The organism is Streptomyces sp. Rer75 (genome assembly GCF_013414305.1).
In the GTDB taxonomy this organism is placed as follows: domain Bacteria; phylum Actinomycetota; class Actinomycetes; order Streptomycetales; family Streptomycetaceae; genus Streptomyces; species Streptomyces himastatinicus.
Map to the genome: position 1 here is coordinate 7,565,247 of NZ_CP058693.1, position 13,525 is coordinate 7,578,771.

General features: G+C 73.5%; 15 protein-coding genes. 6 read left to right on the forward strand and 9 right to left on the reverse strand.

The annotated features are described in order from the left end of the window. Nucleotides 1-49: 49 nt before the first annotated feature. Entirely contained in the window at nucleotides 50-1,669 is a 1,620-nt protein-coding gene (aceB, locus tag HYQ63_RS32565; protein WP_179937368.1) for a malate synthase A, read from the reverse strand. Nucleotides 1,670-1,791: 122 nt separating this feature from the next. Then, nucleotides 1,792-2,400 carry an NTP transferase domain-containing protein gene (locus HYQ63_RS32570; protein ID WP_179937369.1) on the reverse strand — a complete coding sequence of 203 codons (609 nt, stop codon included), beginning with the start codon at nucleotides 2,398-2,400 and terminating at the stop codon, nucleotides 1,792-1,794. Nucleotides 2,401-2,621: 221 nt separating this feature from the next. On the opposite strand from HYQ63_RS32570, the gene HYQ63_RS32575 reads away from it, so the two are divergent. Further along, entirely contained in the window at nucleotides 2,622-2,906 is a 285-nt protein-coding gene (locus HYQ63_RS32575; RefSeq protein WP_179940722.1) for a DUF5955 family protein, read from the forward strand. Between the two features lie 40 nt (nucleotides 2,907-2,946). On the opposite strand, the gene HYQ63_RS32580 is transcribed toward HYQ63_RS32575, so the two are convergent. Then, the gene (locus HYQ63_RS32580; protein ID WP_373689225.1) at nucleotides 2,947-3,759 is read right to left on the reverse strand and encodes an IclR family transcriptional regulator; all 813 of its coding nucleotides are present in this window, start codon (nucleotides 3,757-3,759) and stop codon (nucleotides 2,947-2,949) included. Nucleotides 3,760-3,972: 213 nt separating this feature from the next. Here HYQ63_RS32580 and allB point away from each other — a divergent pair, with 213 nt between their 5' ends. Both allB and alc read left to right on the forward strand, forming a co-directional pair. Beyond that, on the forward strand, nucleotides 3,973-5,346 hold the full coding sequence (allB, locus tag HYQ63_RS32585; RefSeq protein ID WP_373689169.1) for an allantoinase AllB: 1,374 nt from the start codon (nucleotides 3,973-3,975) through the stop codon (nucleotides 5,344-5,346). Next, the gene (gene alc / locus HYQ63_RS32590; protein WP_179937371.1) at nucleotides 5,343-6,473 is read left to right on the forward strand and encodes an allantoicase; all 1,131 of its coding nucleotides are present in this window, start codon (nucleotides 5,343-5,345) and stop codon (nucleotides 6,471-6,473) included. The genes allB and alc overlap by 4 nt, the downstream gene beginning before the upstream one ends. Before the next feature lie 58 nt (nucleotides 6,474-6,531). Here alc and HYQ63_RS32595 read toward each other — a convergent pair whose 3' ends face one another. Beyond that, nucleotides 6,532-7,350, reverse strand: a complete 819-nt coding sequence (locus HYQ63_RS32595; RefSeq protein ID WP_179937372.1) for an SDR family NAD(P)-dependent oxidoreductase — start codon at nucleotides 7,348-7,350, stop codon at nucleotides 6,532-6,534. 86 nt (nucleotides 7,351-7,436) lie between these two features. Here HYQ63_RS32595 and HYQ63_RS32600 point away from each other — a divergent pair, with 86 nt between their 5' ends. Then, nucleotides 7,437-8,288: a helix-turn-helix transcriptional regulator gene (locus HYQ63_RS32600; protein ID WP_179937373.1), complete on the forward strand. Its 852-nt coding sequence runs from the start codon at nucleotides 7,437-7,439 to the stop codon at nucleotides 8,286-8,288. A 76-nt stretch (nucleotides 8,289-8,364) separates the two neighbouring features. Further along, nucleotides 8,365-9,624 carry an APC family permease gene (locus HYQ63_RS32605; protein ID WP_179937374.1) on the forward strand — a complete coding sequence of 420 codons (1,260 nt, stop codon included), beginning with the start codon at nucleotides 8,365-8,367 and terminating at the stop codon, nucleotides 9,622-9,624. Nucleotides 9,625-9,670: 46 nt separating this feature from the next. Here the strand turns inward: HYQ63_RS32605 and HYQ63_RS32610 are convergent, their stop codons facing one another. The 5 genes from HYQ63_RS32610 to HYQ63_RS32630 all read right to left on the reverse strand — a co-directional run bounded on the left by HYQ63_RS32610 (nucleotide 9,671) and on the right by HYQ63_RS32630 (nucleotide 12,896). Then, nucleotides 9,671-10,144, reverse strand: coding sequence for a carboxymuconolactone decarboxylase family protein (locus tag HYQ63_RS32610; protein WP_179937375.1), 474 nt, complete (start codon nucleotides 10,142-10,144; stop codon nucleotides 9,671-9,673). Nucleotides 10,145-10,230: 86 nt separating this feature from the next. Next, on the reverse strand, nucleotides 10,231-11,091 hold the full coding sequence (locus HYQ63_RS32615) for a hypothetical protein (protein ID WP_179937376.1): 861 nt from the start codon (nucleotides 11,089-11,091) through the stop codon (nucleotides 10,231-10,233). 48 nt (nucleotides 11,092-11,139) lie between these two features. After that, nucleotides 11,140-11,997 carry a maleylpyruvate isomerase family mycothiol-dependent enzyme gene (locus HYQ63_RS32620; RefSeq protein ID WP_179937377.1) on the reverse strand — a complete coding sequence of 286 codons (858 nt, stop codon included), beginning with the start codon at nucleotides 11,995-11,997 and terminating at the stop codon, nucleotides 11,140-11,142. Between the two features lie 69 nt (nucleotides 11,998-12,066). Continuing rightward, nucleotides 12,067-12,243 carry a DUF6126 family protein gene (locus tag HYQ63_RS32625; RefSeq protein WP_179937378.1) on the reverse strand — a complete coding sequence of 59 codons (177 nt, stop codon included), beginning with the start codon at nucleotides 12,241-12,243 and terminating at the stop codon, nucleotides 12,067-12,069. Continuing rightward, the gene (locus tag HYQ63_RS32630; protein ID WP_179937379.1) at nucleotides 12,240-12,896 is read right to left on the reverse strand and encodes a helix-turn-helix domain-containing protein; all 657 of its coding nucleotides are present in this window, start codon (nucleotides 12,894-12,896) and stop codon (nucleotides 12,240-12,242) included. The genes HYQ63_RS32625 and HYQ63_RS32630 overlap by 4 nt, the downstream gene beginning before the upstream one ends. Before the next feature lie 169 nt (nucleotides 12,897-13,065). Between HYQ63_RS32630 and HYQ63_RS32635 the strand changes: the two genes are divergently transcribed. Then, entirely contained in the window at nucleotides 13,066-13,491 is a 426-nt protein-coding gene (locus HYQ63_RS32635) for a ribonuclease (RefSeq protein ID WP_179937380.1), read from the forward strand. The last annotated feature ends 34 nt before the right edge of the window (nucleotides 13,492-13,525 follow it).

The window sequence follows — 13,525 nt, forward strand, 5'->3', positions numbered from 1 at the left end:
GACGAGGGGCCCCGGGTCGTCCCGGGGCCCCTCATCCACTGTGCCGCGCTCAGCCCAGCAGCTCGTACGCGGGCAGCGTCAGGAACTCCGCGTAGTCCTCGTCCAGCGCGACCTTCAGCAGCAGATCGTGCGCCTGCTGCCAGCGGCCCGCCGCGAACGCCTCCGGGCCGACCTCCTCGCGGATCGCGGCCAGCTCCTCGGCGGCGACGGTGCGCACCAGGTCGGCGGTGGCCTTCTCGCCGTTCTCGAAGACCACTCCGGCGTTGATCCACTGCCAGATCTGGGAGCGGGAGATCTCCGCGGTGGCGGCGTCCTCCATCAGGTTGAAGATGGCGACGGCGCCCAGTCCGCGCAGCCACGCCTCGATGTAGCGGGTGCCGACCTGGACGGCGTTGCGCAGGCCCTCGAAGGTGGGCTTGGCGTCCAGCGAGGCGACGTCGATCAGCTCGGCCGCCGTGACCCGGACGTCCTCGCGCAGCCGGTCCTTCTGGTGCGGACGGTCGCCGAGGACCGCGTCGAACGACTCACGGGCCACCGGAACGAGATCGGGGTGGGCGACCCACGAGCCGTCGAAGCCGTCGTTCGCCTCACGGTCCTTGTCGGCCCGCACCTTGTCGAACGCGACCGCGTTGACCTCGGCGTCCCGGCGCGAGGGGATGAACGCGGCCATTCCGCCGATCGCGTGGGCACCCCGCTTGTGGCAGGTGCGGACCAGCAGCTCGGTGTAGGCGCGCATGAAGGGCGCGGTCATCGTCACCGCGTTGCGGTCGGGCAGGACGAAGCCGGGGCCCGCGTCACGGAAGTTCTTGACGATGGAGAAGAGGTAGTCCCAGCGGCCCGCGTTGAGCCCGGAGGCGTGGTCGCGCAACTCGTACAGGATCTCGTCCATCTCGTACGCGGCCGTGATCGTCTCGATGAGCACGGTGGCGCGGATGCTCCCTTGCGGAACGCCCACGTAGTCCTGTGCGAAGACGAAGACGTCGTTCCAGAGCCGGGCCTCCAGGTGCGACTCGGTCTTCGGCAGATAGAAGTACGGGCCCTTGCCCTGGTCGAGCAGGCGGCGCGCGTTGTGGAAGAAGTACAGGCCGAAGTCGACAAGACCGCCGGGCACCGCCCGGCCCTCCGCGTCCCGCAGATGGCGCTCGTCCAGGTGCCAGCCGCGAGGCCGGGCGACGACGGTGGCCAGCTCCTCGGCGGGGCGCAGCGCGTAGCTCTTGCCCTCGGGGGTGGCGAAGTCGATCCGGCGCTCATACGCGTCGGTCAGATTCAGCTGGCCGCCGATCACATTCGCCCAGGTGGGCGCGGAGGCGTCCTCGAAGTCGGCGAGCCAGACCTTGGCGCCCGAGTTGAGCGCGTTGATCGTCATCTTGCGGTCGGTGGGACCGGTGATCTCCACCCGGCGGTCCTGGAGGGCGGGCGGGGCCTCGGCCACGCGCCAGTCCGGGTCCTCGCGGATGTGCGCGGTCTCCGGAAGGAAGTCCAGCGTGCTCGTACGGGCGATCTCGGCCCGTCGCTCGGCGCGCCGCGCGAGCAGCTCGTCGCGGCGAGGGGTGAAGCGGTGATGCAGCTCGGCCAGGAAGGCCAGGGCCGCATCGGTCAGCACCTCTCCCTGACGCTCCAGTGGCTCGGCGTCGACGATGGCCAGCGGGGATGGCGCTGGTGCGGACATGGGCGTTCACTCCTCAGTCGATAGCGATTCTGGATATTAATTTCCTCATCGTGGAAGTTCAATCGGCTGTCGGTGTGAGACTCGCTGCATGGGGTCCACGGTTGGGCTCCACTGTCCGCGGCTCACCGCAGCAGCGCCAGATCCTCCGGGGTGTCGATGTCGTCCACGCGGGCGATGTCCGCGCAGTCGACCCGGATGATCTCGGCCTGATGTTCCCTCAGGTACGCGCGTGCCCCACGATCCCCCTCCGCACTCGCCGCGACATCCGCCCAGCGGTCCGCGCCGAACAGCACCGGATGCCCCCGCTCGGCGCCGTACGCCGCCGTCACCAGGCTCCCCGCGTCGCGGCAGGCGGCCCGTACGCGGGCCACCGCCGGTGCCCCGATCCCGGGCTGGTCCACCAGGGTGACCAGTACCGCACGCGCCCCCGTGCCGCTCAGCGAGGCCAGCCCGGCCCGGAGCGAGGTGCCCATGCCGTCCGCCCAGTCGGGGTTGTCGACCAGGACGCACCCCGGCAGCTCGGCCCGCTCCCGCACCGCCCCGGCGGCGGCGCCCAGCACGATGTGCACCGGTGCGCAGCCACCCTCCAGCAGCGCGCGCGCCGCGTGCTCCACCAGCGGCCTGCCCCGGTACTCCAGCAGCGCCTTGGCCCGCCCGCCCAGCCGCCGTCCCCCGCCCGCCGCCAGCAGCAACCCGGCGACCTGCGCATTGTCATCAGTGGTGCGATCCATGGCCCCTGCTTACCGCACCGGGGCGCCGTGTGGACGGTTCATCCCAGCCGGTCTGATTTTCGCTCTCCGTATGGCGCACTGCGCACACGGTGGCGTTAACTGATCCGCAGCCCCTTGTGTCCGATTCGACGTCCGGAGGGGCAGGGGAGAGGGAGGGCGGGCTCGTGCAGCCGCGCGCGAGGGGGAGAAGGGCCGTGTTGTCCGACGTGGAGGGCGCCGCAATGGCGTGCACCGAGGAAGACCCGAGGGTGGCGGAGCTGCGCCTGGCCGTGGCCCGGCTCAGGCGTGACCTGGCCGCCCATCCGGCGGAATTGCCGGACCGGGCGATCGCGGACGACGAGCTGGCCGCGCTGGACGCCATGGCCCGCACCGGCACCCCCGAACTGCACCGCCTCCGCCGCTCCCTGCTCCTGGTGGCGGGCGCCCTGGGCTCGGTCAGCGCCCTGAACCCGTCGCTGAGGGCGGTCCGCTCGGCGATCGACCTCTTCGGCACGGTGGCGCGCTAGCGCGCGTTGTTCAGGTCCCGTCAGGTCCCGTCAGGTCCCGTCAGGTCCCGTCCGTGCTGGCGAGCGCGGCCGACAGGTCGGCGGCGACCTCCTTCAGGACCGGCACGATCTCCTGCGTGGCCTCGTCCGTCACCCGCCCCGCCGGGCCCGAGATCGAGATGGCGGCCGCCGTCGGGGAGTCCGGCACGGGCACCGCCAGGCAGCGCACGCCCATCTCCTGCTCGTTGTCGTCCACCGCGTACCCCGTCTCGCGTACGTGCCGCAGCGCCTCCAGGAACGCGTCCGGCGAGGTGATCGTCTTCGCCGTCGCGGCGGGCATGCCGGTCCGGGCCAGCAGGGCGCGTACCTCGTCCGGGGGCGCGGTGGCCAGCAGCGCCTTGCCGACGCCGGTGCTGTGCGGCAGGACCCGCCGCCCGACCTCGGTGAACATGCGCATGGAGTGGCGGGAGGGCACCTGGGCGACGTACACCACCTCGTCCCCGTCCAGCAGCGCCATGTTCGCGGTCTCGCCTGTCTCCTCCACCAGGCGCGCCAGATACGGCCGCGCCCAGGTGCCCAGCAGCCGGGCCGAGCTTTCGCCGAGCCGGATCAGCCGGGGGCCGAGGGCGTAGCGGCGGTTGGGCTGCTGGCGTACGTAACCGCAGGCCACGAGCGTGCGCATCAGTCGGTGGATGGTGGGCAGCGGAAGGCCGCTGCTGCCGGAGAGTTCGCTCAGCCCGACCTCGCCCCCGGCGTCGGCCATCCGCTCCAGAAGGTCGAAGGCGCGCTCCAGGGACTGGACGCCACCGGCGTTGGCGGCGGCGGTCTTGGACTCGGCGGACGGCACGTCGGCGTTTCCTTTCGCAGCGGGCAGCACCGGTCTCGCGCCCGCGTCGGATATCGCGGCCGACCGGCCATCGGAAGCCTACCGGTCCCTCTCGGCGCCACGTTCTACGTATCGAAAATCCACTTTCATGCTACGGAATCGAACGGGGGTGCCCGGGAAGTCTTGACCAGATCGGAGGAGAAGGGAAGACTTCAAGCGGAAAACTTATTCCGTGTTGCGGAATTATCGAGGGGAGTAGGGGTGCCCGAGCTGGACCCGGAACTGGACCCGGACCTGGTACTGCGTTCGACGCGCGTGATCACCCCCGACGGCCCGCGCGCCGCGTCCGTCGCCGTGTCCGCCGACGAGGGCCGCATTCTGGCCGTCCTGCCGTACGACACCGGCGTCCCGCCGGGGGCGCGTCTCGAAGACCTCGGGGACGACGTCCTCCTCCCCGGGCTCGTCGACACCCACGTCCACGTCAACGACCCCGGCCGGACCGACTGGGAGGGCTTCGCCACCGCCACCCGCGCCGCCGCGGCCGGTGGCGTCACCACCCTGGTCGACATGCCCCTCAACAGCATCCCGCCCACCACCAGCGTCGAGGCGCTGGAGGTCAAGCAGGCCGTCGCCCGCCGGGCGGCCCACATCGACGTCGGCTTCTGGGGCGGTGCGATCCCCGGCAACACGGCCGACCTGCGGCCGCTGCACGACGCCGGGGTCCTCGGCTTCAAGTGCTTCCTGCTGCACTCCGGCGTGGACGAGTTCCCGCACCTCGACCCGGCCGGGCTCAAGGGCGCCCTCGGCGAGATCGCGGGCTTCGGCGGGCTGCTCATCGTCCACGCGGAGGACCCGCACCTGATCGAGGGCGCCCCGCCGCCCAGCGGCCCCCGCTACGCCGACTTCCTCGCCTCCCGCCCGCGCGCCGCCGAGAACCGGGCCATCGAGGGCCTGATCGACCTCGCCCGCGACCTGGACACCCGGGTCCACATCCTGCATCTGTCCTCCGCGGAATCCCTGCCGCGCATCGCCGCCGCGCGCCGCGAAGGCGTCCGGATCACCGTCGAGACCTGCCCGCACTTCCTCACCCTCACCGCCGAGGAAGTTCCCGACGGCGCCACCGAGTTCAAGTGCTGCCCGCCGATACGCGAGGCGGCCAACCAGGACGCGCTGTGGCAGGGCATGGCCGACGGCACCATCGACTGCGTCGTCTCCGACCACTCGCCCTGCACCGCGGACCTGAAGACCGACGACTTCGGGCAGGCCTGGGGCGGCATCTCCTCCCTCCAGCTCGGCCTGCCCGCCATCTGGACCGAGGCCCGCCGCCGCGGCCACACCCTCGCGGACGTCGCCCAGTGGATGTCCACGGCCCCCGCCGCCCTGGTCGGCCTCCGCCACAAGGGCGCCATCGAGGTGGGCCGGGACGCCGACTTCGCGGTCCTGGCGCACGAGGAGACCTTCACCGTCGACCCCGCCGCCCTCCACCACCGCAACCAGGTCACCGCGTACGCCGGGAAGACGCTGCACGGCGTCGTACGGTCCACCTGGCTGCGCGGCCACAAGATCGCCGAGCACGGCGCACCGACCGGCCCCCTCCCCACAGGCCGACTCCTGGAAAGGCAGCCCCGCGTATGACCGCGCCGACCCCCCGTTTCACCGGCGACGCCCACCCGTACGGCGGCGGCGACCCGTACGCCGACTACCGCACCGCCGAGTTCCCCTTCGACCACCTCCCCGACCTCGCCGACCGGCGGCTCGGCGGCAGCGTGACCGCGGCCAACGACGAGTTCTTCGCCGAGCGCGAGAACCTGCTGCGGCCCGAGGCGCCGCACTTCGACCCCGCGGACTTCGGCCACAAGGGCAAGGTCATGGACGGCTGGGAGACCAGGCGGCGCCGCGGGGCCTCCGCCGACACCCCGCACCCCGCGGACGAGGACCACGACTGGGCCCTGATCCGGCTGGGCGCGCCGGGCGTCATCCACGGCATCGTGGTCGACACCGCCCACTTCCGCGGCAACTACCCGCAGGCGGTGAGCGTGGAGGCCACCTCGCTGCCGGGCACCCCGTCCCCCGCGGACCTGCTCGCCGACGACACCGAGTGGACGACCCTCGTCCCCCGCACCCCCGTCGGCGGCCACGCCGCCAACGGCTTCCCCGTCTCCGTTCCCCGCCGCTTCACCCACCTGCGCCTCAAGCAGCACCCCGACGGCGGCATCGCCCGCCTCCGCGTCCACGGCGAGGTCGTCCCCGACCCGGCCTGGCTCACCGCCCTGGGCACCTTCGACCTGGCCGCCCTGGAGAACGGCGGCGCGGCCGAGGACGCCTCCGACCGCTTCTACTCCCCGCCCGCCAACTCCATCCAGCCGGGCCGCTCCCACAAGATGGACGAGGGCTGGGAGACCCGCCGCCGCCGCGACCGGGGCAACGACTGGGTCCGCTACCGCCTCACCGAACAGGCCCTGATCCGCGCCGTCGAGATCGACACCGGCTGCTACAAGGGCAACTCACCCGGCTGGGCGGCCCTCTACGGCCGCGACACCACGGCGGACGCGGACGCCCCCTGGACCGAACTCCTGCCCCGCACCCCCCTCCAGCCGGACACCGTCCACCGCTTCCTCCTCGACCAGGCCCCACCGGTGACCCACGTCCGCATCGACATCTACCCGGACGGCGGCATCGCCCGCCTCCGCCTCCACGGCTCCCTGACCCCCGAGGGCGCGAAGCGGCTGGCCGCGCGGCACGGGGAGCTGGGCGACGGCTGAATCCCGTCCGCAGAACTCGGTGACGAGACCGGCGCAGCAGGGCTGACCCCCGGCCGCGTCAGGCCCGCGCGCCGCCGTCGACCCTGAGGACCGTGCCGGTCACATAGGAGGCGCGGTCGCTGAGGAGCCAGGCGGCGGCCTGGGCGATCTCCTCGGGGTCGGCCGTGCGGCGCAGCGGGGTGTGCGCCGTGATCCGCTCCAGCAGGTCGGGCGCATGCGTCTCCCAGGTGCGGATCATCTCGGTCACCGTGCCGCCGGGGGCGATGGCGTTGACCCGGATGCCCTCCGGGCCGTACGTGACGGCGGCCGACTCGGTGAGGCTGTTGACCGCCCGCTTCATCGCCCCGTAGGCGGGCAGTTCGGGGTTGCCCCGCAGGCTGCCGATGCTGGAGTTGTTGACGATGGCGCCCGTCCCGGCGGTGGCCCGGATGGCGGCGATCTCGGCGGCCATGGCCAGCCACGGGCCCTTGAGGTTCACGGCGTAGAGGTGGTCGAAGTCGGCCTCCGGCACCTGGTCCAGCGGGCCGGGCGGAGTGATCGTCGCACCGTTGTTGAAGGCGACGTCGAGGCGGCCGTACAGATCCACGGTGCGGTCCACGGCGGCGCGTACGCTCGCCGCGTCGGCCAGATCGCACACCACGTGGTCGGCGGTGCCACCCGCGGCCCGGATCTCCTCGGCCACCGCCTTCAGCTGCTCCTCCGTCCGGGCGGCGAGCAGCACCCGGGCGCCCTCCCGGGCGAAGAGCCGCGCCGCGGCGGCGCCGATGCCGCGCCCGGCGCCGGTGATGAAGGCGACCTTGCCGGTCAGCAGGCCCGGCGAGGCGGTCGCGGATGTGCCGGTGGTCGTGGTTGTCTCGGTGGTCGGTGTGTCGTCCATGGCAGCGAGCCTGCGTCCGGCCGCGGCGCCCATCCAGGCACCGGCGGTACCTGGATACGCCCCGCGGTCCCGCCCACACTGGAGGCGTGGACAAACGAGAACTGGCCGACTTCCTGCGCAGCAGGCGCGAGCGGATCACCCCCGCAGACGTGGGGCTGCCCGCCGGGCCGCGGCGGCGCACCCCGGGGCTGCGCCGTGAGGAGGCGGCGCAGCTCGCATTCATCTCGACCGAGTACTACACGCGGCTGGAGCAGGCCCGCGGCCCGCGCCCGTCGCGCGAGGTGCTGACCGGGCTGGCCCGGGCCCTGCGCCTGTCGGACGCCGAACGCGCCCACCTCCACCACCTCGCAGGCGCCCCGCCGGCCCCTCCGCCCGGGCCCTCGCGCGAGGTGCGGCAGAGCATCCTCGACCTGCTGAACCGGCTGCCGCAGGCCGCCGCGATCGTCACCTCCGCGATCTACGAGGTGATCGCCTGGAACGACCTCGCGTGCGCCCTCATGGAGGACTTCTCCGCCCTGCCCCGGCGCGACCGCAACCTGGCGCGCCGCGCCTTCCTCGGCCCGCACCGGAACGGGCGGCGGCTGTACGGAGTGTCGGACGCGGACGCGTTCGCCCGGACCACGGCCCGGACCCTGCGCGCCACCGCCGCCCGCTACCCCGACGATCCCGAGGTGGCCGAACTGATCGCCGAACTCCTCGACGGAAGCGAGGAGTTCGCCCGGCTGTGGGCCTCCCACGACGTGTGCGCCGCGCCGACCCTGTGCAAGACCTTCCACCACCCGATGGTCGGCCCCGTCACCGTCAACTGCGACGCCCTCGACATCACCGACCGGGACCAGCGGGTGGTGTTCTACACCGCGACCCCCGGCTCCTCGTCCGAGGAGGCGCTGCGGCTGCTGTCGGTCGTCGGCACCCAGCGCATGGACGTGAGCGGCTGAGCCACGGCGTGGCCCGCCGTCACCTCGCTCCTCTATCGTCGGGTGCCGATGTACGGCCGTACTGAGGAGCGAGTCGATGGGGACGCCGACGGGAGCCGCCACCGGGGAGCTGAAGCGGCACCTCGGAGTGTTCGACGCGGTGGTGATCGGGCTCGGGGCGATGATCGGCGCGGGGATCTTCGCCGCGCTCGGACCGGCCGCCGCCGCTGCCGGGTCCGGGCTGCTGCCGGGGCTGGCCCTGGCCGCCGTCGTCGCGTACTGCAACGCCACCTCCTCCGCCCGGCTGGCCGCCCGCTATCCGCAGTCCGGCGGCACCTATGTCTACGGCCGTGAGCGGCTGGGGGAGTTCTGGGGCTATCTGGCCGGGTGGGGCTTCGTCGTCGGCAAGACCGCCTCCTGCGCGGCGATGGCCCTCACGGTGGGCTCCTACGTGTGGCCCGGGCAGGCGCACGCGATCGCCGTCGCGGCCGTCGTGGCGCTGACCGCAGTGAACTACGCGGGCGTACAGAAGGCCGCCTGGCTGACCCGGCTGATCGTCGCCCTCGTGCTGGCCGTGCTCGCCGCCGTGGTCATCGCCTGCCTGACCGGCGGCGCCGCCCGGGCCACCCGCCTCGACCTCGGCGCCGACGCCACGCTCGGCGGCACCCTCCAGGCCGCCGGACTGCTGTTCTTCGCCTTCGCCGGGTACGCGCGCATCGCGACCCTCGGCGAGGAGGTGCGCGACCCGGAGCGCACCATCCCGCGCGCGATCCCGCTCGCCCTCGGCATCACGCTGGTCACGTACGCGGCCGTCGCCCTCGCGGTCCTCGCCGTCCTCGGCCCGGACCGCCTCGCCCACGCCACCGCCCCGCTCGCCGAAGCGGTCCGCGCCGCGGGCGCCCCCGGGCTCGCGCCCGTCGTCCGCACCGGCGCGGCGGTCGCCGCGCTCGGCTCCCTCCTCGCCCTCATCCTCGGCGTCTCGCGCACCACCCTCGCGATGGCCCGCGACCGCCATCTGCCGCCCGCCCTCGCCGCCGTCCACCCCCGCTTCCACGTCCCGCACCGCGCCGAACTCGCCGTCGGCGCGGTCGTCGCCGTCCTCGCCGCGACCACGGACGTCCGCGGCGCGATCGGCTTCTCCTCGTTCGGCGTGCTCGTCTACTACGCCATCGCCAACGCCTCCGCCCGGACCCTCACCCCCGCGGAGGGCCGCCCCGCCCGCGCCGTCCCGATCGTGGGCCTGCTCGGCTGCGCGGCCCTGGCGTGCGCCCTGCCCCTCACGTCCGTCGTGGCGGGAGCCGCGGTGATCGCGGCGGGCGCGGTGGCGTACGGGCTGCGGGGGCGCCTGCGGCGCTGAGCGACGCCCCGGGCCCCGCGAGAGGGGCCGGGGCGGGCGCTGCCGACTATCCGAACTGGCCGACCCGGTAGTCACCGGCGGGCTGCTGGACGATGACGTTCAGGCGGTTGTAGGCGTTGATGAGGGCGATGAGGGATACCAGGGCGGCGAGCTGGTCCTCGTCGTAGTGCTTGGCGGCGTTGGCCCAGGCCTCGTCCGTGACGCCACCGGCCGCGTCGGCGATGCGGGTGCCCTGCTCCGTCAGCTCCAGCGCGGCCCGCTCGGCGTCGGTGAAGACCGTGGCCTCTCGCCAGGCCGCGACCAGGTTGAGGCGCACCGAGGTCTCCCCGGCGTGCGCGGCCTCCTTGGTGTGCATGTCGGTGCAGAAGCCGCAGCCGTTGATCTGGCTGGCGCGAAGCTTCACCAGCTCCTGCGTCGTGGTCGGCAGGGCCGAGTCCGAGACCGCCTTGCCTCCCGTGGTGAGGTGCTTGAGGAACTTCGCCGCGGTCGGGGTGCCGAAAAGGTTCAGGCGAGCATCCATGGTGTGCTCCTCGTGTCGTCGTAGGTCGTTACACCTCTCTGACGGAACAGCTCGGCGGAGTGTGACATGGGTCGGTGTGTCCTGCGTCACCCGCCGCTCGGCTCGGGCAGGCCGATCGGGTTCGGGAAGCGGAGCGCGGCGGCGCAGGCGCGGGAGACGGGGGTGAGGAGGGCGGTGAGGGCCTGGACCGCGTCCGGGGCGAGGGCGCGCCAGGGGCGTTCCGCGGCGCGGTCGGTGGCGGACTCGACGGCGCGCAGCAGTTCGCGCCCGTTGCGGCTCGCGGTGCCGTCCGGGATGAGCAGGCCGCGTTCGGTGAGGTGGAGGCGGGCCGCCTCCCACTCCTGGTCGGTCCAGCCGCGGTAGGGCTGGAGTTCGCTGCGGGGGATGTCGGTGCCCGCGCGGAGGGCGAGGGCCTCGCAGCCGTCCAGTCCGGCGGCGACGAGGGCGGCGACATGGCCGTCGCCGCGGTGTTCGCGCAGCAGGGTGGCGGCGTGCCACAGGCGGTCCAGCGGCTGGTCGGGGAAGTCCAGCGAGGCGTGGGCGGCGGCCAGGACGCGCCCGGCGGTGTCGAGCCCGGCGGCCCGCGGGACGAGGGCCTCCGCCGCTCGTTCCGCCGCGGGTTCGTGGCCGGTGAGGAGGCGTCGCAGGGCGGCCACGGCGCCCGCGCGCCGTATCTCCAGGGCGCGTTCGGGGGCGGTCAGCTGCCAGACGTCGGGCAGGGCGTGGGCGACCATGGCGGGCGCGAAGGAGAAGAAGGCGGCGGCGACGGGCTCCGGCCCGACCGGGCCCAGCGGCGCGGCACGGCACGCGAAGTAGCCGCGCCAGAAGCCGCGCAGGCCCGCGTCCTCGTACGCTGCCAGGGCCTCCGGGGCGAAGTAGGCGACGGCGTGGATCGGTTCGAACAGGGTCCACATCCTGCGGGCGGTCGACGCCGCGCGGTCCTCCATCGTGGGCTCCCCTTCCGGGTGGTTACGGAGCTGCCTGGCTCCGTCGGTTCAGGCCGGTTCGTCGGGCTCCCGGATGATCGCCAGGAGGGTCAGCGCGGCACCGGCCAGCCGCTCGTCCCCGTGGATCGTCGCCCGGGAGCGGGCCGCCTCCGGGGTGATGCCGCGGGTGGCCAGGCGCCACAGCGCGTCCGCGTCGATCCCCACCTCGGCGGTGGGCGGTGCGTCGGTCGTGCCGAGGCGCCAGCGGTGCCCCGCGCGTACGGCCGTCCACTGCCCGCCCGCCGGGCCGGGCACCCGGATCCGCAACGAGGCGCCGTCCGGGGCCGGATGGTCGCGGAGGGTGTGGGGGAGGGCGCGCAGGAACGTGTCGAGCACCGGGTGCAGCAGTTCCGGGCCGGTGGCGCCCGGTTGGCCCACCGCGTCGCGCATCTGCTGCTGGTGGACCCAGAACTCGGTGAATTCGCGGGCGGTGTCCAGCCAGTTCGGGGCCTGGACCCCGGGCGCGGCCCAGGACACGTCGAAACCGGCGGGCGCGTCCGGGTCGCAGCGCGCCCAGTACTCGTCCAGCTGCGGCCCCAGCGTGGCCAGCAGGTCGGTCAGCAGCCGGGGGCTGAGCTGCCGGGTGGTGCCGCGTACGAACTCCTCGTTGGTGCGGGTGATGTACGCGGGCAGCGTCTCGCCGGGGCCGAAGGGCGGCCCGGGGTGGCCGTCGCGGCCGCCGGACAGCCGGCGGACGTGGTCGTGGAGGAGGTGCCCGGCCACATCGTGGACGTCCCACCCGGGGCATGCGGTCGGGCGCCGCCAGTCGTCGGGACCGAGCCCGGCCAGCAGGTCCAGCAGGGCGCCGCGCTCGACGGGGAAGAGGGGGCGTACGTCCAGCGGGGGGCCGAGGTGTGACCAGTCCATGCCCGGGGATTGTGCCATCGCGCGCGGAGTGGGGGGCCGGGATTTCTTACGGTGCCGCCGGTGCCGGGGCTACTTGGAGGCACCCAGGTAGAACAGCAGATAGAGGAAACCGGCGAAGACGTGCACGCCGACGACGTAGATGAAGACCCGGACCGTGACCGGGATCGGCGCCCGGTCCTGCTCCCGCGTCACCCTCGGGGCGGCCGGGTCCGGGTGGGGGTTCGGGGTCGGGGTCGCGTCGTTCACGGCGTTCCGGGCCTTCCTCCGCGGCGGGCGGCGTCGCCGAGGCACAGCTCGGCGGCCCCGCTCTGTAGCAGGGTGTGGACGAAGAGCAGATCCGTACCGCCGGCGGAGGCGGCGGCGATGCGGTGCGGGGTGAGCGAGTCGAAGTGGGCCGCGTCGCCGGGGCCCAGTACGTGGACGGCGTCCCCGAGGGTCAGCCGCAGCCGTCCGCCGATGACGTACAGCCACTCCTCGCCCGCGTGGACGCGCACCAGTTCGTCCTGGGCGCCCGAGCCCTCCGGCACGTGCAGCCGCAGCGCCTGCATCGCCCGGCCGGAGCCACCGGCCCGCCGGTACGTCCAGCCGCCCGCCTCCTGCGCCTCCATCCGGTCGGCGCGCACGATGGGGTCCTGACTCGGCGGCACCTCGCCGAGGAGGTCGGATACCGTGGTTCCGTAGGTACGGGCCAGGGCCAGCAGCATGGGCAGCGACGGCTGGCGGCGGCCCGTCTCCAGCCGGGACAGATGCGCGGGGGAGAGCCCGACGCGGTGGGCCGCCGCCTCCAGGGTCAGCCCGCTGCCGCGCCGCAGGTCGCGCAGGCGGGGAGCGACGGTGGGCAGCTCGGCGGAGGGTTCCGCGGGCGGCTCGGCGGGGTCCCCCTCGGGGAACGGCTTCATGTCTCCGGTATAGCGAGGGCTTCGCCTGTCAGGCAAAAAGCTTGCCTCGGAGGCAAAATCACGGTTCGGTCACGCCCCCTCGTGCTTCGCCCGCATCATGTGAACTCGCCGAAAACTCCCGTCACTTGGCATTGACATGTCACTGTCTACGCGCGTCATGCTAGGGGCCATGAAAATCCCCCCACGGATGACCCGCATCGGCGCCCTCGGCGCCCTCGCCGCCTCGCTCTTCATCGGCGGCACGGCCGTCACGGCCACCGCGACCCCGGCCGCACCCGCGGCCGCCGTATCGGTACGGGCCGTCGCGGACGTCGGCGACATCTGCTACTCGAAGCTGCCGTCCCAGGCCCATGACACCCTCGACCTGATCGAGAAGGGAGGCCCGTACCCGTTCCCGCAGGACGGCACGGTCTTCCAGAACCGCGAGGGCATCCTTCCGGCCCAGTCCTCCGGTTATTACCACGAGTACACCGTCATCACCCCCGGCTCCGACGACCGCGGCGCCCGCCGCATCGTGACCGGGGACAAGAAGGACGAGGACTACTACACCGCGGACCACTACGAGTCGTTCGACCTGGTGGACTACGCCTGCTGAGCCCCGTCCCCAGCCGCACGGCGCACCGCAAGAG

Bases quoted from the DNA above. Each gene is read 5' to 3' on its own strand.
- HYQ63_RS32605 (WP_179937374.1), top strand. From the start codon at position 8,365: ATGGGGACGCCGACGGGAGCCGCCACCGGGGAGCTGAAGCGGCACCTC.
- HYQ63_RS32635 (WP_179937380.1), top strand. From the start codon at position 13,066: ATGAAAATCCCCCCACGGATGACCCGCATCGGCGCCCTCGGCGCCCTC.
- aceB (WP_179937368.1), bottom strand. From the start codon at position 1,669: ATGTCCGCACCAGCGCCATCCCCGCTGGCCATCGTCGACGCCGAGCCA.
- HYQ63_RS32570 (WP_179937369.1), bottom strand. From the start codon at position 2,400: ATGGATCGCACCACTGATGACAATGCGCAGGTCGCCGGGTTGCTGCTG.
- HYQ63_RS32615 (WP_179937376.1), bottom strand. From the start codon at position 11,091: ATGGAGGACCGCGCGGCGTCGACCGCCCGCAGGATGTGGACCCTGTTC.
- HYQ63_RS32575 (WP_179940722.1), top strand. From the start codon at position 2,622: ATGGCGTGCACCGAGGAAGACCCGAGGGTGGCGGAGCTGCGCCTGGCC.
- HYQ63_RS32630 (WP_179937379.1), bottom strand. From the start codon at position 12,896: ATGAAGCCGTTCCCCGAGGGGGACCCCGCCGAGCCGCCCGCGGAACCC.
- HYQ63_RS32595 (WP_179937372.1), bottom strand. From the start codon at position 7,350: ATGGACGACACACCGACCACCGAGACAACCACGACCACCGGCACATCC.
- HYQ63_RS32620 (WP_179937377.1), bottom strand. From the start codon at position 11,997: ATGGACTGGTCACACCTCGGCCCCCCGCTGGACGTACGCCCCCTCTTC.
- alc (WP_179937371.1), top strand. From the start codon at position 5,343: ATGACCGCGCCGACCCCCCGTTTCACCGGCGACGCCCACCCGTACGGC.
- HYQ63_RS32610 (WP_179937375.1), bottom strand. From the start codon at position 10,144: ATGGATGCTCGCCTGAACCTTTTCGGCACCCCGACCGCGGCGAAGTTC.